At 71.7% G+C, this 19328-nt stretch carries 13 protein-coding genes; 9 read left to right on the forward strand and 4 right to left on the reverse strand.

From position 1 onward, the window contains the following. Nucleotides 1–84 precede the first annotated feature (84 nt). Complete coding sequence (locus ACZ4VW_RS05060; RefSeq protein WP_467958538.1) at nt 85–2727, forward strand: ATP-dependent RNA helicase; 2643 nt, start codon at nt 85–87, stop codon at nt 2725–2727. Here the strand turns inward: ACZ4VW_RS05060 and pgfA are convergent. The 3 genes from pgfA to ACZ4VW_RS05075 all read right to left on the reverse strand — a co-directional run bounded on the left by pgfA (nt 2711) and on the right by ACZ4VW_RS05075 (nt 5797). Next, nucleotides 2711–3673, reverse strand: a complete 963-nt coding sequence (pgfA, locus tag ACZ4VW_RS05065; RefSeq protein WP_467958540.1) for a cell envelope lipid trafficking protein PgfA — start codon at nt 3671–3673, stop codon at nt 2711–2713. The genes ACZ4VW_RS05060 and pgfA overlap by 17 nt on opposite strands. A gap of 13 nt (nt 3674–3686) precedes the next feature. Continuing rightward, nucleotides 3687–3827 carry an SPW_0924 family protein gene (locus tag ACZ4VW_RS05070; RefSeq protein ID WP_467958542.1) on the reverse strand — a complete coding sequence of 47 codons (141 nt, stop codon included), beginning with the start codon at nt 3825–3827 and terminating at the stop codon, nt 3687–3689. 221 nt (nt 3828–4048) lie between these two features. Further along, nucleotides 4049–5797: a lytic transglycosylase domain-containing protein gene (locus ACZ4VW_RS05075; RefSeq protein WP_467958544.1), complete on the reverse strand. Its 1749-nt coding sequence runs from the start codon at nt 5795–5797 to the stop codon at nt 4049–4051. Nucleotides 5798–6027: 230 nt separating this feature from the next. Between ACZ4VW_RS05075 and ACZ4VW_RS05080 the strand changes: the two genes are divergently transcribed. Beyond that, the gene (locus tag ACZ4VW_RS05080) at nt 6028–6909 is read left to right on the forward strand and encodes a DUF4184 family protein (protein ID WP_467958546.1); all 882 of its coding nucleotides are present in this window, start codon (nt 6028–6030) and stop codon (nt 6907–6909) included. A gap of 54 nt (nt 6910–6963) precedes the next feature. On the opposite strand, the gene polA is transcribed toward ACZ4VW_RS05080, so the two are convergent. Next, nucleotides 6964–9675 carry a DNA polymerase I gene (gene polA, locus ACZ4VW_RS05085; RefSeq protein WP_467958548.1) on the reverse strand — a complete coding sequence of 904 codons (2712 nt, stop codon included), beginning with the start codon at nt 9673–9675 and terminating at the stop codon, nt 6964–6966. Between the two features lie 124 nt (nt 9676–9799). Here polA and ACZ4VW_RS05090 point away from each other — a divergent pair, with 124 nt between their 5' ends. The 7 genes from ACZ4VW_RS05090 to ACZ4VW_RS05120 all read left to right on the forward strand — a co-directional run bounded on the left by ACZ4VW_RS05090 (nt 9800) and on the right by ACZ4VW_RS05120 (nt 19328). Further along, nucleotides 9800–12082 carry an FdhF/YdeP family oxidoreductase gene (locus tag ACZ4VW_RS05090; protein WP_467958550.1) on the forward strand — a complete coding sequence of 761 codons (2283 nt, stop codon included), beginning with the start codon at nt 9800–9802 and terminating at the stop codon, nt 12080–12082. A gap of 68 nt (nt 12083–12150) precedes the next feature. Beyond that, nucleotides 12151–12660, forward strand: coding sequence for a PaaI family thioesterase (locus ACZ4VW_RS05095; RefSeq protein WP_467958552.1), 510 nt, complete (start codon nt 12151–12153; stop codon nt 12658–12660). 677 nt (nt 12661–13337) lie between these two features. Further along, a complete protein-coding gene (locus ACZ4VW_RS05100) occupies nt 13338–14222 on the forward strand; it encodes a trypsin-like serine protease (RefSeq protein WP_467958554.1) in 885 nt (294 codons plus the stop codon). Nucleotides 14223–14419: 197 nt separating this feature from the next. After that, on the forward strand, nt 14420–14827 hold the full coding sequence (locus ACZ4VW_RS05105) for a hypothetical protein (RefSeq protein ID WP_467958556.1): 408 nt from the start codon (nt 14420–14422) through the stop codon (nt 14825–14827). A gap of 457 nt (nt 14828–15284) precedes the next feature. Further along, nucleotides 15285–16517, forward strand: a complete 1233-nt coding sequence (locus ACZ4VW_RS05110) for a branched-chain amino acid ABC transporter substrate-binding protein (protein WP_467958558.1) — start codon at nt 15285–15287, stop codon at nt 16515–16517. Between the two features lie 106 nt (nt 16518–16623). Further along, nucleotides 16624–17556, forward strand: a complete 933-nt coding sequence (locus ACZ4VW_RS05115; protein ID WP_467958560.1) for a branched-chain amino acid ABC transporter permease — start codon at nt 16624–16626, stop codon at nt 17554–17556. Nucleotides 17557–17561: 5 nt separating this feature from the next. Then, a complete protein-coding gene (locus tag ACZ4VW_RS05120) occupies nt 17562–19328 on the forward strand; it encodes a branched-chain amino acid ABC transporter permease (RefSeq protein WP_467959563.1) in 1767 nt (588 codons plus the stop codon).

Below are 19328 nucleotides of genomic sequence, written 5' to 3' on the forward strand. Positions count from 1 at the left end.
TCATTCGCCATATGAGTCATATGAACAGACCGAGCCTGTGGACAGCCGAGCTCGCCGCCGGCGACGACGTACGAGACTGAGTGCGTGATCCGACACGACGCACTCGACCGTCTCCCCGTCCGCCATGCCGTCCCCGAGCTGCTGACCGCACTCGAGGAGCGCGGCACGGCGGTGCTGTACGCGCCTCCCGGCACCGGCAAGACGACGCTGGTGCCCCTCGCGCTCGCGGGCCTCATAGGGGACGGCCCGCGGCGCAGGGTGCTGGTCGCCGAGCCGCGCCGGATGGCGGTGCGGGCGGCGGCGCGGCGGATGGCGTGGCTGCTGGGCCAGGAGGTCGGCGACGCCGTCGGCTTCTCGGTCCGCGGCGAGCGCCGGACCGGACCCGCGACGCGCGTCGAGGTGGTGACCACAGGCGTGCTGCTTCAGCGGCTCCAGCGCGATCCCGAGCTGGCGGACGTGGACGTGGTACTGCTCGACGAGTGCCATGAGCGCCATCTGGACGCGGACACGGCGATGGCGTTCCTGGTGGACGTCCGGGCGACGCTGCGGCCGGAGCTGCGGTTGATCGCCGCCTCGGCCACCACCGACGCCGAGGCGTGGGCAGGGCTCCTGACGGGCCTGGACGGCGATGGTCCCGCGCCGATCGTGTGGGGGAAGGAAGAGGGGCACGGGTACCGCGTGTTCTTCGCGGCGCCGCCCGCCGGCATCCGGCCAGCGCACGGCACCTGGGTGGATCCCGCGCTCCTGCGTCATGTGGCGGCGACGGTGCGGCTCGCCGGTGAACGGCACGAGGGCGACATCCTCTGCTTTCTTCCCGGCACAGGGGAGATCGCCCGGACGGCGGGGATGCTGGCGGACCTCGACGCCGACGTGCTCCAGCTGCACGGGCGCGCCCCGGCGGCGGTGCAGGACGCGGTGCTGCGCGGGACGGAGCCCGGCGGGCGGCGGAGGGTGATCCTCGCGACCTCGGTTGCGGAGTCGAGCCTCACCGTGCCGGGGGTGCGGATCGTCGTGGACTCGGGCCTGGCCAGGGAGCCGCGGATGGACCACGCGCGAGGGCTCGGCTCCCTGGCCACGGTGCCGGTGTCGGTCGCCGGGGCGACGCAGCGCTCCGGGCGGTCCGGCCGGGAGGCGTTCGGCACCGTCTACCGCTGCTGGGCGGAGGCGGACGACGGGCGCCGATCCCGCTTCCCCTCCCCCGAGATCGAGATCGCGGACCTCACCTCGTTCGCCCTGCGGGCGGCGTGCTGGGGCGATCCCACGGCGCGCGGGCTGGCGCTCCTGGACGCCCCGCCGGCCGGGGCGATGGCGGCGGCCCGTGAGGTGCTGACGGCGGCCGGGGCGGTGGACGAGGAAGGCCGGGCCACGGAGCGGGGCGTACGGATGTCGCGGCTGGGGGTGCATCCGCGGCTGGCCCGGGCCCTGCTGGACGGTGCGCCCGAGGTGGGCGTCCGGCGGGCGGCCGAGGTGGTGGCGCTGCTGAGCGAGGAGCCGCCCCGGGAGTACGGCGACGACCTGGCGGGTGCCTGGCGGGCGGCGCGGCGTGGCGGCGACGCGTACGGGGCGCGATGGAGAGCGGAGGCCCGGCGCCTGGAACGGTCGGCCACCGAGGCGGGCCAGCTGGGACCGGGAGGGCCGGGCGGCCCTGCCGGGTCGGGCGGGCTGACCGGGCGGGGCGCCCGGGTGGCACCGCGTGGGCCGGGCGGGACGGGCGGTGGCGTCGAGGGTGCCGGGGCGGGCGGTGCCGACGACATGGTGGCCGGTCTGGTGACGGCGCTGGCGTTTCCCGAGCGGGTGGCCAGGGCCCGAGAGGGCGGTGGCTTCCTGATGGTGTCGGGGACGGGCGCCGAGCTCGCCGAGGGTTCGGGGCTGCGCAGCGCCCCGTGGCTGGCCGTGGCCGTGGCGGACCGGCCCGTGCGCAGCGCCACGGCCCGGGTGCGGCTGGCGGCCGCGGTGGGCGAGGCGGTGGCGCGGGCCGCCGCCGGGCATCTGCTGGAGGAGGGTGAGGAGGTGCATTGGGAGGAAGGGGACGTGGTCGCGCGGTCCGTGTCCCGGCTGGGCGCGGTCGAACTCACCGCGCGTCCGCTCAGGGACGACGCCGATTCCGTGCTCGTACGGGCGGCGCTGCTGGACGGGCTGCGGCGCGAGGGGCTCGGGCTGCTGCGGTGGAGCCGGGAGTCGGAGGAGCTGAGGCAGCGGCTCGGTTTCCTTCACCGGGTCCTGGGCGAGCCCTGGCCGGAGGTCTCCGAGGAGACCCTGCTCGGCCGGGCCGACGAGTGGCTGGAGCCCGAGCTGTCCAGGGCGCGGCGCCGGGCGGACCTCGGCCGGATCGACGCGGGGCAGGCGCTGCAGCGCCTGCTGCCGTGGGCGACGGGCGAGGCGGGCCGGCTCGGTGAGCTGGCGCCCGAGCGGATCGAGGTCCCGAGCGGATCGCGGATACGGGTCGATTACAGCGGCGAACAGCCGGTGCTCGCGGTGAAGCTGCAGGAGATGTTCGGCCTGGCCGAGACGCCGAGGGTGGCGGGGACGCCGGTCGTGGTCCATCTCCTCTCCCCCGCCGGCCGCCCGGCGGCCGTCACCGCCGATCTGGCCTCGTTCTGGCGGGACGGCTATCGCGCGGTGCGGGCGGAGCTGCGCGGGCGCTACCCCAAGCACCCGTGGCCGGAGGACCCCGCCGTGGCCGCGCCGACGCGGCACACCAGCGCGCGGCTCAGGAGGGAGCGGTAGCGGGCGCCGGGCCCGGGCGCCGGCCGCGGGCCTCCAGCCAGAGCGCGAGGGCGAGCAGGGCGAGGGCCAGGGTGACGAACGTCCACGGCAGACGGGAGGTGACGAGGAGAACCACCGTCCGGTTGGTCTTGACGAGTTCGACGGTGGACCAGATGTAGTCCTCGCGCATCTTCACGTGGCCGGAGAACGCGGTGACCTTCCACCCGGTCTTGTCGTTGCGGAGCTCCTCCTTGTGGACCTCCTCGCCGTTGACGGGAGCGCCGGTGACCGGATCGACCCAGAACATCCGCTTGGTGGTGTACCAGATGGTCATGCCGGACTGGGCGATCATGTCGGGGGTGATGCCCTTCACGGGCATCGTCCTGGGCATGGGGACCTTGGTCCACGGGATGGTCTGCTCGAAGTAGTAGACGTCCATGCCGCGGAAGGTGCGGGTGCCCTTGTAGTGGATGGGAGCCGTGGTGCGGGACCTGGCGTCGTAGTACTGGTAGTCCCTCTTCTCGGTGAGGAAGGGCCACTTGAACTCGATGCCCTCGCGCCGGACGGGGTCGCCGTCGACCATCGCGCCGGTGGCGTCGACCGGGTCCTGGGTGTGGGCGTCGAAGATGTAGCGCTCGGGGATCTGGGAGACCATCGCGCCGTCGGGGCCGGTGATGTAGGTGAGCGCGTCCCACACGACGACGTCACGGCCGGCGTCGCGCTCGATCCTCTGCGACTCCTCCACGTTGCCCTTGAGGGTCTGGATGATCGTCAGCTTCTCGACCTCCTTGGCCGTGAGGGTCGAGTAGTCGACGAGGGTGGCGGGCTTCGCCTCCAGAACGATCTCCTGGTACTGGTTCGGCGGGATCTTCACCACGCGGGGGAAGACGTACCACCGCAGGGTGGGGGCCATCGCGGCGAGGAACACGGCGAACGAGAGCAGGACGAGGCTGGCTCGGCGGCGCATGGACTGGCTCCTCCTACTTCTTGGGGCCGGGATCGGCGGTGAGGAGGGGCCGGGGCGAGGTGGGTCCGTCGGGCGGCAGGTCGACCACGGAGACGAGGAGGATGACGAGGAGGACTGGGACCAGCCCGATGGCGGCGGCTACGAGGGCGCGCATGGTCGGCCTCCCGGTGCTCGATCTGATACAGCGTCAGGGCTGGGGCACCGTAGCAACGCGGCCGCGAGATGAGAACACGTCGCACTCAGAACACAGGGGCACCGGAACACGGAGAACCGCCCCACCGTCCGGGCGGACGGAGGGGCGGCGAGGTCGTACGGAGCCGGCGGGCGCGCGCCGCTCGGGTGTCGCGGTCAGGGCGGGCGCCGGTCGGGTCGCGGTCAGGGCGTCGGCGTGGCCTCGGTCGAACCGCTGGGCGACGGGGTGGGCGTCGGAGTCGGGGTCGGCGTCGGCTCGGGGGCCAGGGCGGTGACCGTGAGCTCCAGGGTGAGGGTGCCGCCTCCGGGTGCGGTCAGGCGCAGCAGGAAGGTACCGGCCTCGCCGTCCGCGTAGAGGTCCGGAAGCGTGAGCAGGCCGTTCTCGTCCGTCTTCAGGCCGGTGAGCGTACGCAGCGGGTTGCCGTCCGCGTCCTTGAAGTACGGGCCCTTCGTGTTCGTCCGCGGGTCGTCCGCCGAGGTGATCAGGGTGGCGGTCAGGGCCACCGACGGGGCGGCGGCGCCGTCGAGGGTGGCCTTCAGCAGGACACGGTGGGCGAACCGGTCGCCGGCGGTGGCGGTCAGCTCCTCGGCGTCCCCCCGGACCAGGGTGTCGGCCTTCCGCTCGGTGACCGTCGCGGAGAACGCGACGGGCGCCAGGGTGCGGCCCACGACGGTGGCCCGGACCGTGAACGTGCCGTGCTGCTCGCCCGCTCGGACGGGCGGCGCGACGGCCTTGCCCGCCGCGTCGGTGGTCACGGTCACGGTCTTGGCCACACCGCCGAAGTGGGCGTCCGTGGAGCCGGTGATCTCGAAGCGCACGCCGAGGCCCGCGACCGGCCTGCCGGCGGCGTCGAGCGCGAGGACGGACGGACGGCTCGCGAACGCGCCGCCGGCGGTGGCCGTCAGCGTGCCCGTGCCGGCGTCCTTGATCCGCGCCACCCGCGCCTCCGGGGGCACGACGGGCGGCTTGGCCGGCGGCGTCGTGCCGGGCTCGGACGGGTTCGGGCGCGGTGTGCCCGTCGACGGGGAGGGGTCGGGGGCGACCGGCTTCGGCGGAGGCGTGGTCGTCGGCCGGGGGGAGGTGGTGCGGGGGGTGTCGCTGCGGTCCACCGGCAGCAGGCCCGTGCCGTCCGGCACCTGGTGGGTGCCGCGCTTGTAGTACTCGAACCAGGAGAGCACCGTGTGCAGGTACTCGGTGGAACGGTTGTAGCTGAGGATCGCCCGGTCCAGGTCGGCCTTGATCGCGAGGTCGCGGTTGTTGGCACAGAGGTAGAGACCGGCGGCCTGGGCGGCGTCGTAGATGTTGTTGGGGTCCTTGCGGCCGTCGCCGTTGGCGTCCTGACCCCAGGTCGCCCAGGTGGAGGGGATGAACTGCATCGGGCCGACGGCGCGGTCGTGCGTCGAGTCGCCGTCGAAGGCGCCGTCGTCGGTGTCCGAGATGTTGGCGAAGCCGACACCGTTGAGGACCGGGCCGAGGATCGGCGTGAGCGTGGTGCCGTTGGCGTCGACCCGGCCGCCGCGCGCCTGCCCGGACTCGACCTTGCCGATGCCGGCGAGCAGTTGCCACGGCAGGTTGCAGGCGGGGTCGCTGGAGCGTATGGACTGCTCCGCCCGCTTGTAGGCGGCGAGCACGGACGCGGGGATGCCCGCCTCCGCGGGACCGGTGATGACGGGCAGGTCTATGGAGGTGCCGGGCTTGTTGGGCGTGTTCAGCGGCGGCAGATCGGTGTAGTACGGGGAGTCGCCGGTCGCCGTGCCGTCGGGGGACGCCGGTGTCTCTCCGGCGCCGACGGGGCGGTCACCGCTCGCGTTGTCCGAGGGCGGCGGTGTCACGCCCGGCGCCTGGGAAGCGGCCAGCGCCGCCACCGCCGCGGCCACGACGGCACCACTGGTGGCTCCCCTGCGCAGACGGCGGCCGAATTGCGCTGCCATACGTATGGTCCCTCCCCCTCGACTGGACTGCGCTCCCCGCGCGTGGACTCAGGAGACCCTATGACACCGACACACCCCGGAGAACCGGGCCTTGACCGTCTTTCACGCTTTCGTCACCTCTTGGCCGCTCGCCGTCCCGCACTTTCGCTCCCCCATACTGGGCGTGATCGTCGAGCACCGGCCGCGGGGGAGGGCCGGTGCTCGCCACGGCCTTTGAGGGGGATGTTCCGATGCCGTTCACGCTCAGTCATGCCGCCGCGGTGCTGCCCGGCATCCGCCGCGACGGCACCGCACGCGGTCCGCTGATCGCCTCCGCGCTGGTGGCGGGCTCGTTCTCGCCCGACATGACCTACTTCGCGGCCACGGCCGTCCCGGACGCGATGGTGTTCGGCGACGTCACGCACTCCGCCCTGGGGATCGTGACCGTCGACGTGCTGATCACCGCGGCGCTGGTGGCGGTGTGGCTGATGGTGCGTGAACCGCTGGTGGCCCTGTTGCCGGAGCGGTGGCGTGGGCGGGTGTACGGGTTCGTCCGCGGCCGCTCCTGGCGGGGGCGGCCACCGGCTCCGCTGGCCGCGTGGTTCTTCCTGTCCGCGGTGCTCGGCGCCACCACCCACGTGGTGTGGGACGCCTTCACCCATCTCGACCGCTGGGGGACGCGGACGATTCCGTTCCTCGCCGAGGTCGTGGCCGGTTTCCCGGTCTACCTCTATCTGCAGTACGGGGGTTCGGCCCTCGCCCTCGTCCTGCTGGGGTGGTTCACGGTGCGGGCTCTGCGCGCCACCCCGGCGGACCTGGCGGCGCCCGCGGCCGTACCGACCGTCGGCGGGCGGGGGCGTCGGCTGGCCGGCGGGCTGATCGCCGTATGCGTCCTGGCCGGAGTGGTGCACCGCTGCCTGCGCTGGTACGCGTACTGGGGCCGGATCGAGACGCCCCTGGACATCATCCCGACGGCCTGCTTCGGCGGCGGCGCGGGCCTGGCCGTCGGCCTGGTGCTGTATGGGGCGGGGATGCGGCTGCGCAGGACGCCTCCGCCGTCCCGGGTGACGGCGGACGCCCCGGCGGGCGCCGAGGACCCGGAGCCGGTGCGCTCCCGACCGGGACCTCGTTGATCCTGCCGCCGAGGCGGCGGCCCCCACGGTCGCGGCCGTGGGGGCCTCGCTCCGTCAGTGCGCCGCGGACTCCCAGTCGGGGCCCACGCCGACCGAGACGTCGAGCGGGGCGCGGAGGCTGACCGCCGAGGACATCTCCCGGCGGACCAGGGACTCGACCTGCTCGCGCTCGCCGGGGGCCAGCTCCAGGACGATTTCGTCGTGGACCTGCAGGAGCATCCGGGAGGTGAGACCCGCCTCCCTCAGCGCCCGGTCGACGTTGAGCATCGCGACCTTCACGATGTCCGCCGCCGTGCCCTGGATCGGGGCGTTGAGCGCCATCCGCTCCGCGGCCTCGCGGCGCTGGCGGTTGTCGCTGTTCAGGTCCGGGAGGTACCGGCGGCGGCCGAGCATCGTCTCGGTGTACCCCGTGGCGCGCGCCTCGTCCACGACCCGGCGCAGATAGTCCCGCACCCCGCCGAAGCGCTCGAAGTAGGTGTCCATCAGGGCACGGGCCTCGCCCGCCTCGATGTTCAGCTGCTGGGAGAGACCGAACGCCGAGAGCCCGTACGCCAGGCCGTACGACATGGCCTTGATCTTGCGGCGCATCTCCGCGTCGACCGCGGACCGCTCGACGCCGAACACCTGGGAGGCGACGGTGGTGTGCAGGTCCTCTCCGGAGGTGAACGCCTCGATGAGGCCCTCGTCCTCGGAGAGGTGGGCCATCACCCGCAGCTCGATCTGGCTGTAGTCCGCCGTCATCAGGGCCTCGAAGCCCTCACCGACGACGAAGCCGTGCCGGATGGCCCGTCCCTCGTCGGTGCGCACCGGCACGTTCTGCAGGTTCGGGTCGGTGGACGACAGGCGTCCGGTCGCGGCCACCGTCTGGCTGAAGGTGGTGTGGATGCGGCCGTCGGCGGCGATGGTCTTGATCAGGCCCTCGACCGTGGAGCGCAGCCGCGCCTGCTCGCGGTGACGGAGCATGATCACCGGCAGCTCGTGCTCGGTCTGGCCGGCCAGCCACGCCAGCGCGTCCGCGTCCGTGGTGTAGCCGGTCTTCGTCTTCTTGGTCTTCGGCAGGTTCAGCTCGCCGAAGAACACCTCCTGGAGCTGCTTGGGCGAGCCGAGGTTGAACTCGTGTCCCACCGAGGCGTGCGCCTCCTTCACCGCCTGCTGCACGGCTCCGGCGAACTGCTGCTCCATGGCCTCCAGATGGGCCCGGTCGGCGGCGATGCCGTGCCGCTCGAGGCGGGCCAGCAGCACGGACGTCGGCAGCTCCACCTCGTGCAGGAGCTCGCGGGCGCCGACCTCGCCGAGCTTCTCCTCGAAGGCGACGCCGAGGTCGAGCACGGCACGGGCCTGACTCATCAGGGCCTCGGCCTCGGCGGTGTCGTCGGCACCGAAGGCGAGCTGTCCGTCGGCGGTGGCCGCCGGCGCGAGCTCGCGGCCGAGGTACTCGACGGAGAGCGCGTCGAGCGCGAAGGAGCGGCGGCCCGGCTTGACCAGATAGGCGGCGAGCGCGGTGTCCATCGTGACGCCGGCGACGCTCCAGCCGTGCTCGGGGAAGACCCGCAGGGCGCCCTTGGCGTTGTGCAGGACCTTCGGCCGGTCGGGGTCGGCGAGCCAGGCGGCGAATGCCTGCTCGTCGGCCTCGTCGAGCTCGGTGGTGTCGAACCAGGCGGCGGCGCCGTCGGCGGCGGCCAGCGCGACCTCGCTGACGTTTCCGGCGCCCAGGGCCCAACTGTCGACCGTGGCCATGCCCAGCTGCTTGCCGGCGTGCTCGGTCAGCCACGGCCCGAGCTCGCCGGCGCCGAGCACGGTGCCGTCCAGCTCCAGGCCGGCGGCGGGGGCGGGCGCCTGCTCCTCGGCCGCACCCGGGTCCACGGCGAGGAGCCGCTCGCGCAGCGAGGGGTTGCGGATCTCCAGGGTGTCCAGGACGAGCGCGACGGCCGTGCGGTCGTACGGCGCGCGCTCCAGGTCCTGGACGGTCTTCGGCAGCTCGACGTCCCGCACCATCTCGGTGAGGACGCGGTTGAGCTTGACCGCCTCCAGGTGGTCGCGGAGGTTCTGGCCGGCCTTGCCCTTGACCTCCTCGACGCGCTCCACCAGCGAGGCGAACGAGCCGAACTGGTTGATCCACTTCGCCGCGGTCTTCTCGCCGACGCCGGGGATGCCGGGCAGGTTGTCCGACGGGTCGCCGCGCAGCGCGGCGAAGTCCGGGTACTGCTGCGGGGTGAGGCCGTACTTCTCCTCGACCTTCTCGGGCGTGAAGCGGGTCAGCTCCGAGACGCCCTTCGTCGGGTACAGCACGGTCACGTTGTCCGTGATCAGCTGGAAGGAGTCGCGGTCGCCGGTGACGATCAGGACCTCGAAGCCCTGCTCCTCGGCCTGGGTGGCGAGCGTGGCGATGACGTCGTCGGCCTCGAAGCCGTCGATCGCGAACCGCTGCGCGTGCATCGCGTCCAGCAGCTCGCCGATCAGTTCCACCTGCCCCTTGAACTCGTCCGGGGTCTTGGAGCGGTTCGCCTTGTACTCCGGGAACTCCTCGGAGCGCCAGGTCTTGCGGGACACGTCGAACGCGACGGCGAAGTGCGTGGGCGCCTCGTCGCGGAGCGTGTTCGCCAGCATCGACGCGAAGCCGTAGATGGCGTTGGTCGGCTGACCGGTCGCCGTGGTGAAGTTCTCCGCGGGCAGCGCGAAGAACGCCCGGTACGCCAGTGAGTGCCCGTCCATGAGGAGCAGGCGCGGACGGTTGTCTTGGGTCTTCTTCGATGCTGTCTCAGCCACGGGGACGATCCTGCCACGGACCACTGACATTCCCTCCCCCGGCGGCCGAGGGGGCACGGACTGTCCGTGGGGCGTGACAGGATCGGAGATGTACGAGACAGATGACCGCTCAAGGGAGAGCGCGATGGTCAGCAAGCCCCCCGCAGGCGACCCGGTCCAGGACGCACCGCAGGTCGCGCCGCCCCAGCACGCGGCCGCCGGGCTGCCCGCCGTCGCGCAGACCCTCAAGATCGCCCAGGCTCAGATGGGGGTGCGGCGCACCGCGCGGACCCTGCTCAAGGTCAATCAGAAGGACGGCTTCGACTGCCCGGGCTGCGCCTGGCCGGAGGCCGACAAGCGACATGTGGCGGAGTTCTGCGAGAACGGGGCGAAGGCCGTCGCCGAGGAGGCGACGCTGCGCCGGGTCACGCCCGACTTCTTCGCCGCGCATCCGGTGGCCGACCTGGCGGCCCGCAGCGGGTACTGGCTCGGACAGCAGGGCCGGATCACACATCCCATGCTTCTGGCCGAGGGCGCGGAGCGGTACGAGGCGGTGAGCTGGGAACGGGCGTTCTCGATCATCGCCGAGGAGCTGACCGCCCTCTCCTCCCCCGACGAGGCGCTGTTCTACACCTCGGGGCGGACCAGCAACGAGGCCGCGTTCCTGCTGCAGCTCTTCGCGCGCGAGTTCGGCACGAACAACCTGCCGGACTGCTCCAACATGTGCCACGAATCCTCCGGTTCCGCCCTCAACGAGACCATCGGGATCGGCAAGGGCAGCGTCTCGCTGGAGGATCTGCACCGGGCGGACCTGATCGTGGTCGCCGGACAGAACCCGGGCACGAACCATCCCCGGATGCTCTCCGCCCTGGAGAAGGCCAAGGCCGCGGGCGCGAAGATCATCTCGGTGAACCCGCTGCCCGAGGCCGGCATGGAGAAGTTCAAGAACCCGCAGACCCCCCAGGGCATGCTCAGGGGCGCCGCGCTCAACGACCTGTTCCTCCAGATCCGCATCGGCGGCGACCAGGCCCTCTTCCGCCTCCTCAACAAGCTGATCCTCGAGACGGAGGGAGCGGTCGACGAGGAGTTCGTACGGGAGCACACGCACGGGTACGAGGAGTTCGTGGCCGCCGCTCGCGCCGCCGACTGGGACGAGACCCTCGCGGCCACGGGCCTGACCCGGACGGAGATCGAGCGGGCCCTGGAGATGGTCCTCGCCTCGAAGCGGACCATCGTCTGCTGGGCGATGGGCCTGACCCAGCACAAGCACTCCGTGCCGACCATCCGGGAAGTGGTCAACTTCCTCCTCCTGCGCGGCAACATCGGCCGGCCGGGCGCCGGCGTCTGCCCGGTCCGCGGCCACTCGAACGTGCAGGGCGACCGCACGATGGGCATCTTCGAGCGGCCCGCGCCCGCCTTCCTGGACGCCCTGGACAAGGAGTTCGGGATCGTCTCGCCGCGCCACCACGGCTTCGACGTGGTCCGGTCGATCCAGGCGCTGCGCGACGGCGAGGCGAAGGTCTTCTTCGCCATGGGAGGCAACTTCGTCGGAGCCACCCCCGACACGGAGGTCACCGAGGCCGCGATGCGCCGGGCCCGGCTGACGGTCCACGTCTCCACGAAGCTGAACCGCTCGCACGCGGTCACCGGCACGCGCGCGCTGATCCTCCCGACGCTCGGCCGCACCGACAAGGACGTCCAGGCATCCGGCAAGCAGTTCGTGACGGTCGAGGACTCGATGAGCCTCGTGCACGCCTCGCGCGGCAACCTGCCGCCCGCGAGCCCCCATCTGCTCTCCGAGCCGGCGATCGTGGCCCGGATGGCGCGGGCCGTGCTGGGCGCCGCCTCCACCACCCCGTGGGAGGAGTTCGAGAAGGACTACGCCACGATCCGCGACCGCATCGCGCGCGTGGTGCCCGGCTTCGAGAACCTCAACGCCCGCCTCGCCGCCGACCCCGGCGGCTTCGCGCTCCCGCACGCCCCGCGCGACGAGCGCCGCTTCCCCACGGCCACCGGCAAGGCGAACTTCACCGCCGCGCCGGTCGAGTACCCGGAGGTCCCCGAGGGCCGGCTGCTGCTGCAGACCCTGCGCTCGCACGACCAGTACAACACCACGATCTACGGCCTCGACGACCGCTACCGCGGCATCAAGGGCGGCCGCCGGGTCGTCCTGGTCCACCCCGAGGACGCGAAGGCCCTCGGGCTGGCGGACGGGGCGTACACCGACCTGGTCAGCGAGTGGAAGGACGGCAGCGAGCGGCGGGCGCCCGGATTCCGGGTGGTGCACTATCCGACGGCCCGGGGCTGCGCGGCGGCGTACTACCCGGAGACGAACGTCCTGGTGCCCCTGGAGTCCACGGCGGACATCAGCAACACCCCCGCCAGCAAGTCGGTCGTCGTGCGTCTGGAACAATCACAGCCCGCCTAAGCGTTCGCTCAGGCGATCAGGCGGATCAGTGGATCAGCAGCCGTACGAAGACGAACGGAGCCGGGCCGATGGGCGAGCAGCAGCATGTGAAGTTCCCGCAGGAGGTCATCGACGAGTACGCCGCGCTCGGGGTCGATCTTCCCGCCCTCTTCTCCGCCGGGCACCTCGGCAACCGCATGGGCGTGCAGATCGTCGAGGCCTCGGCGGAGAAGGTCGTCGGCACGATGCCGGTGGAGGGCAACACCCAGCCGTACGGCCTGCTGCACGGCGGCGCGTCCGCGGTCCTCGCCGAGACGCTCGGCTCGATCGGCTCGATGCTGCACGGCGGGGTCTCGAAGATCGCCGTCGGCGTGGACCTGAACTGCACCCACCACCGCGGGGCGCGCAGCGGCCTCGTCACGGGCGTCGCGACGCCCGTCCACCGCGGGCGTTCCACGGCGACGTACGAGATCGTGATCACCGATGAGCAGGGCAAGCGGGTCTGCTCGGCCCGCCTGACCTGCATGCTCCGTGATGTCACCGCCAAGGACGCGGGGAACGTCCCGGGCGCGGGCATGGCCGGCGGCGACGCCGCCTGATTCGCGGCCAGCGGGCAACCGGACGCCACGGACCTTCCGGCCCGGGACGGAACCTCGTCCCGGGCCGCGCTGCACTCCGGGTCGCACCGCGCCCGGGCGGGGTGCGACCCCGGCGGGTTGATGCCCCACGGCCCCGGCCCGCCCGCGGCCGCGCCCCCTCGCAGGCCGCGCCGCCCCCTTCACAGGCCCCAGGCCGCGCCGCCTCCCTCCCAGGTCCTTCCGCAGATCCCTCCGCAGGCCATCCGTCACCACCCGGAGCCCCCGGGACGCCGGCCACGGCGACACACAGTCACCATCGAGCCCTCGCGCGGCCCGCCGGAGACGAGGCTCGCCGCCCCCGGATCGGGCGCCGAACCGGGCACGCCTCACCCCGTCGGGGGCCCGTCCTGACTGAAAGCCGCGAATACCGGTCTCCGGAGACGGAACATCGGCTTCCGAACGCCCTCCCCCGAGGCTCCGGTCCCAGCCTCCGGACGCCCGGGCCAGGTCAGGGCAGGCTCCCCCCACTCCGAAGGGATCCGACGGACGGCGTACGCCGTTGCGCGGCCGACGCCGTCGGGCGGGTCCTCAACACCCGTCACCTCCGACCCTCTTGCCCCGGCGACCGGCACCCGCTTCACTGGCGATCCTCCCCCACAGGAGAACACCCGTTCCACTCACACACCGAGGGGTTCTTCGTGACCGCCGTACGCACCACGACCGTGGCGACCGCACTCACCGCCGCGGCCTGCGCTGCCGTTCTCGCCACCGCGATCCCGTCCGCAGCGATCAACTCGTACAACGCGACCCCCGCACCCGAGCGCACCGAGGTCGGCGCACTGGTCGCGACCTGGGACAACGACGGCGACCCGGGCACGCCCGACCGGGTCGACTGGGTCTGCTCCGGCACCATGATCGACGCGGACACCTTCCTGACCGCCGCGCACTGCACCACCGACTGGCCCGACAACGTACGGTTCCACGTCTCGCTCGACCAGGACGTGCAGGCCGGCCTGGACAAGGCCGCCGCCGAGCACCCCGGCGACCCGGCCGCCGTGGCGAGGGCCGTGGCCGTCGAGGGCACCGCGCACAACCACCCGGCGTATCCCGGACCGGCCTCCGACACCCATGACATCTCCGTGGTCGAGGTGCCCGGCGCCGCGATGAAGAAGCGCTGGTCGTTCACGCCCGCCACCCTCCCCCGGGCGGGCGCGCTCTCCGCGCTCGGATCGCAGGGGCTGAACGACACCTCCTTCGTCGTCGCCGGGTACGGCACGCAGGAGGCGCGCCGCGGACCGGGGGGCCAGACCCACCCGGGCGGCGGCGTCCGGCTCAAGGCGCCGGTCACGTTCAACGCGCTCAACGACGCGTGGATCCGGCTCGCCATGACCGCGCCGCAGGGCAACGGCGGTGCCTGCTACGGCGATTCGGGCGGGCCCAACTTCGCCACGCTGGACGGCCGGCGGATCCTGGTGGCCACCACCATCACGGGCGACACGCCCTGCTACGCCACGAACGTGGTGTACCGGCTCGACGCGCCCGGCGCCCGGTCCTTCCTCGCGCCGTTCGTCCAGCTGCCGTAACCGGCCCGCCGCCATGACCGGCCCCCTGCCGTGACCACCCCGCCGCCACGACCGGCCGGCTGCCGTATCGGCCCACCGCCGTAGCCGCGACCGGCCGGCGTCCATCACCGCCCGCCGCCACGGCTCGGCGCGGCGGCCAACGTCCTTACACGGAACAGCTGTTGTGCCCCTGCCCGCGATCCCCTAGCGTCCCGGGCATGGGCTTCCCGCCGTACGCTCCGGCCGGGACCGCGCTCGCCGCGGTCCTGGCCGTCGGCGTTCTGGCCACCCTGCCGGCCTGCTCGGACGATCACCCGGCACCGGCACCGGCGCCGCCCCGGGCCAGGACGGCGGTGGACCTCTGCACCGACCTGATCGCGTACTGGGTGAAGGAAGCGCTCCGGGGGAGCAGGTGGGCCGGGCTCGACTGGGAGCAGAAGGGCCTGTCGAACGAGCAGCTCACGATCCACGACGAGGTCCTCGCGAACGCGCGCGTCAAGGAGCGCGCGGAGGGCCGGGAGGCCGCGGAGACCTTCGCCGACCGGGAGACCCGAAGACGGTGCGCGTCGGCGAACGGCGCGACGGGCAGCTCGGAGAACTGGGCTCCACAACAGAACCATCCGTGACGCTCCGTGACACCGGCGCCGGAAACGGGGGGATCGGCGGGCTGCGGCGCGTTCGGCCTTCCGTCCGCTGAGGTTTGGGTGGGTGTCCGCTATCCGGATAGCGGGAGAAGCGCTCCGACAGGAGCAAGAACGACTCAAGCCCCTTAGCGGAACTGCACGTTCTCACTATGTGAACACGACGTTGCTGACCGTTTTGCCCTTATTTGCCCACCCCCTGTCCACCTCCTCTCCCCTTCGCGATAACAAGACAGTCACATCCTGACCTCCTCGCTCCCCACCTCCCCCACCTGCGCTTAGAGTCACCGCCAGTCACCGCGCCGCCGGGCGCGTCCGCTGCACGGCCCCGCATCACCCAGTCATCCCCAGTACGGCCCGGCATTCACAAACGGCACCTCCAGCTTCACGCTTCACGGCACCGCCTCAGCTCGAGGGGGCCGCGCCAGGGAAAGGATTCATCGTGCGACACCGTTCCTTGCTCATCCTCACCACCGTGATCACCACGGGAGCACTCACCCTCACCGCCTGCGGTTCGCGCGACGACAAGGGCACGAGCGACAACTCCAGCGGCACCACGACCGTCGTCATCGGTGTCGACGCGCCGCTCACCGGTTCGCTCTCCGCGCTGGGCCAGGGCATCAAGAACTCCGTGGACCTGGCGGTCCAGACCGCCAACAAGAACAAGGAAGTCCCGGGCGTCACCTTCAAGATCGAGGCCCTCGACGACCAGGCCGTCCCGGCCACCGGCAAGGCCAACGCCACCAAGCTCGTCGGCATCAAGGACGTCCTCGGCGTCGTCGGCCCGCTGAACTCCGGCGTCTCCCAGTCCATGCAGGCGGACTTCGACAAGGCCAACCTGACCCAGGTCTCCCCGGCCAACACGAACCCCTCGCTCTCGCAGGGCGACAACTGGGGCAAGGGCGACTTCAAGCGCCCCTTCAAGACCTACTTCCGTACCGCCACCACGGACGTCGTCCAGGGCAAGTTCGCCGCGAACTACCTCTTCAAGGACGCCGGCAAGAAGAAGGTCTTCGTCGTCAACGACAAGCAGACCTACGGCGCCGGCCTCGCCGCGATCTTCGCCGAGGAGTTCAAGCGCCTGGGCGGCACCGTCGTCGGCACCGACTCCGTCACCGTGAAGGAGACCGACTTCTCCTCCACCGCCAACAAGATCAAGGGCTCCGGCGCCGACTCCGTCTACTTCGGCGGCCAGTACCCCGAGGGCGGCCTGCTCTCCGACCAGGTCAAGAAGACCGGCGCCAAGATCCCCACCATGGGTGGCGACGGCATCTACGACCCGCAGTTCATCAAGGCCTCCGGCGAGGCCAACGACGGTGACCTGGCCACCTCGGTCGGCTTCCCGGTCGAGAAGCTCCCGACCGCCAAGAAGTTCATCGCCGACTACAACGCGGCCGGCTACAAGGACCCGTACGCGGCCTACGGCGGCTACTCCTACGACGCCGCCTGGTCCATCATCCAGGCCGTCAAGGCCGTCGTCGCCGCCAACAACGGCAAGCTGCCCGACGACGCCCGCGCCAAGGTCACCGAGGCCATGGCCAAGGTCTCCTTCGAGGGTGTGACCGGCAACGTCTCCTTCGACCAGTTCGGCGACACCACGAACAAGCAGCTCACCGTCTACCAGGTCAAGAACGGCGCCTGGGTCGACGTCAAGTCCGAGACCTTCAAGGACTGACACCCCGCACTGCCCCGCACACGCACCACCTGAACCAAGCCGCGCGAGGGCGCAAACAGCGCCCTCGCGCGGTGTCATATCCGACACGCTCATCGGAGGCCCTGCGGTGAACGAACTGCCGCAACAGCTGGCCGACGGCCTTGCCCTGGGGGCCCTTTACGGCCTCATCGCCATCGGTTACACGATGGTCTACGGCATCGTCCAGCTCATCAACTTCGCCCATGGCGAGATCTTCATGATCGGGGGCTTCGGCGCCCTCACGGCGTACACGATCCTTCCCGAGGGCACCGCCCTCGTGATCGCGATACCCGTGATGCTGATAGGTGGCGCGGTGGTCTCCGTGGCCGTCGCCACCGCTGCCGAACGCTTCGCCTACCGGCCCCTGCGCGGCGCCCCCCGCCTCGCCCCCCTCATCACGGCCATCGGCCTGTCGATCGTGCTCCAGCAGCTCGTCTGGGGCTTCTACCCCGGCGCCAAGAGCCCGGTCAGCTTCCCCGAGTTCAAGGGCGACAGCTTCCAGATCTTCAACGACCTGGCGATCTCCCGCGCCGACGCGTTCGTCCTCGTCGCCGCCCCCGCCTGCATGCTCGCCCTCGGCCTCTTCGTCTCCAAGAGCCGCAGCGGCCGCGCCATGCAGGCCACGGCCCAGGACCCCGACACCGCGAAGCTGATGGGCATCAACACCGACCGCATCATCGTGATGGCCTTCGCCATCGGCGCCGCGTTCGCCGCGGTCGCAGCGGTCGCGGAAGGTCTCGACAAGGGCCAGATCCGCTTCGAGATGGGCTTCCTGCTCGGACTCAAGGCCTTCACCGCTGCCGTCCTCGGCGGCATCGGCAACATCTACGGCGCCATGATCGGCGGCGTCGTCCTCGGTGTCGCGGAAACCCTCTCCATCGCCTACGTCGAGCACATCCCCGGCATGGCCGAGTTCGGCGGCGGCGCCTGGAAGGACATCTGGGTCTTCTCCCTCCTGATCCTGGTGCTCCTCTTCAGACCACAAGGCCTCCTCGGCCAGCGTGTCGCGGACAGGGCGTGATCGTGATGACGACCGACCTCACCAAGACCCCCGCACCGGCCGACGCCCCCGAGAAGACCGACGCCCAGCGCACCGGCCTCCTCCACTGGATCGTCGCCGGCGGTGGCCTCGCCACCGTCGCCAGCACCTTCCTCGCCTGGACGTACACCACCGAGTTCCCCGGTGACCTCACCGTCACCGGCTACCCCGGCGGCCTCCAGGTCCTCACCCTCGTCGCCGGCCTCCTGCTGACGCTCTTCGCGCTCTCCGCGCTCGGCGTCAAGGGCCTGGGCTGGCTCACCCCCGGCGGCTCGACGAAGGCCCTGCAGTTCCTCGCCCTCGGCGCGGTCGGCACCACCTGGTACACCGTGCTCGCCATCGCCGTGCAGCTCGGCGGGCTGGCCCACCTGGAGCCCGGCGGCTTCGTCGCCGCCGTCGCCACACTCGTCCCTCTGGCCGCGTTCGCGCTCAAGGACGACTCCCGCAAGCCGGCGAAGGCCAAGGAGATCCCCTCCTGGGCCGAGATCCTGATCATCGTCGCGGCCTTCGCCCTCGGCATGTACGCCGTCACGTACGGCATCTCCACCGAGTACCCCGAGCTGTTCATCGGCTACCTGCTCCTGGCGGGCTTCGGCGCCGGCGCGCTCAACAAGTCCGGCCTGATGAGCCGCGTCTCGGCCATCGCGTCGAAGAACAAGCAGATCGCCGCCGTCGCGGCCTTCGCCGCAGCGGCCGTCTTCCCCTTCACGCAGACCACCGACACGTTCACCGTGATCGCGGTGCAGATCCTGATCTTCGCCACGGTCGCCCTCGGCCTGAACGTCGTCGTCGGCCTGGCCGGCCTGCTCGACCTCGGTTACGTCGCGTTCCTCGGCGTCGGCGCCTACACGGCCGCCCTCGTCTCCGGATCCACGGCCTCCGCGTTCGACATCCAGCTCCCGTTCTGGGTCGCCATGATCATCGGCGCCCTCGCCTCGCTGGTCTTCGGCGTCATCATCGGCGCGCCGACCCTCCGGCTCCACGGCGACTACCTCGCCATCGTGACGCTCGGCTTCGGCGAGATCTTCCGCATCACCGTCAACAACATGGACGGCGACAACGGACCCCAGATCACCAACGGACCCAACGGCATCCCGAACATCCCGGCGCTGAACATCTTCGGGTACGACTTCGGCGAGACCCACACCATCCTCGGCGTGGAACTCGGCTCGTACGCCAACTACTACCTGCTGATGCTCCTCGTCATGGTCTTCGTCGTCCTGGTCTTCAGCCGGGCGCAGGACTCCCGCATCGGCCGCGCCTGGGTCGCCATCCGCGAGGACGAGACCGCGGCCACCGCCATGGGCATCAACGGCTTCCGGGTCAAGCTCATCGCCTTCGCCCTCGGCGCCACCCTCGCCGGCGTCGCCGGCACCGTCCAGGCCCACTTCCAGGGCACGGTCCTCCCCGAGATGTACGTGTTCGCCGGCCCCGTCGCCCCGAACTCCGCGTTCCTCCTCGCGGCCGTCATCCTCGGCGGCATGGGCACCATCCGCGGCCCGCTCCTCGGCGCGGCGCTGCTCTTCCTCATCCCCGAGAAGCTGGCCTTCCTCAAGGACTACCAGCTCCTCGCGTTCGGCCTCGCGCTCATCCTCCTGATGCGCTTCCGCCCGGAGGGCCTCATCCCCAACCGGCGCGCACAGCTCGAGTACCACGAGCACGAGGAGAACGCCGGGGACACCGACAAGCTCGACGTACCGGACCAGCGGCCCGCCGCCGAGCCCATCGCCGGAACCTCCAAGGCGGGGGCGTGA

This window comes from Streptomyces sp. NPDC029139, assembly GCF_055564335.1.

Coding starts and splice junctions, on each gene's coding strand:
- ACZ4VW_RS05075 (WP_467958544.1), bottom strand. CDS start 5,797: ATGGCAGCGCAATTCGGCCGCCGTCTGCGCAGGGGAGCCACCAGTGGT.
- ACZ4VW_RS05070 (WP_467958542.1), bottom strand. CDS start 3,827: ATGCGCGCCCTCGTAGCCGCCGCCATCGGGCTGGTCCCAGTCCTCCTC.
- pgfA (WP_467958540.1), bottom strand. CDS start 3,673: ATGCGCCGCCGAGCCAGCCTCGTCCTGCTCTCGTTCGCCGTGTTCCTC.
- ACZ4VW_RS05095 (WP_467958552.1), top strand. CDS start 12,151: ATGGGCGAGCAGCAGCATGTGAAGTTCCCGCAGGAGGTCATCGACGAG.
- ACZ4VW_RS05080 (WP_467958546.1), top strand. CDS start 6,028: ATGCCGTTCACGCTCAGTCATGCCGCCGCGGTGCTGCCCGGCATCCGC.
- ACZ4VW_RS05105 (WP_467958556.1), top strand. CDS start 14,420: ATGGGCTTCCCGCCGTACGCTCCGGCCGGGACCGCGCTCGCCGCGGTC.
- ACZ4VW_RS05120 (WP_467959563.1), top strand. CDS start 17,562: ATGACGACCGACCTCACCAAGACCCCCGCACCGGCCGACGCCCCCGAG.
- ACZ4VW_RS05090 (WP_467958550.1), top strand. CDS start 9,800: ATGGTCAGCAAGCCCCCCGCAGGCGACCCGGTCCAGGACGCACCGCAG.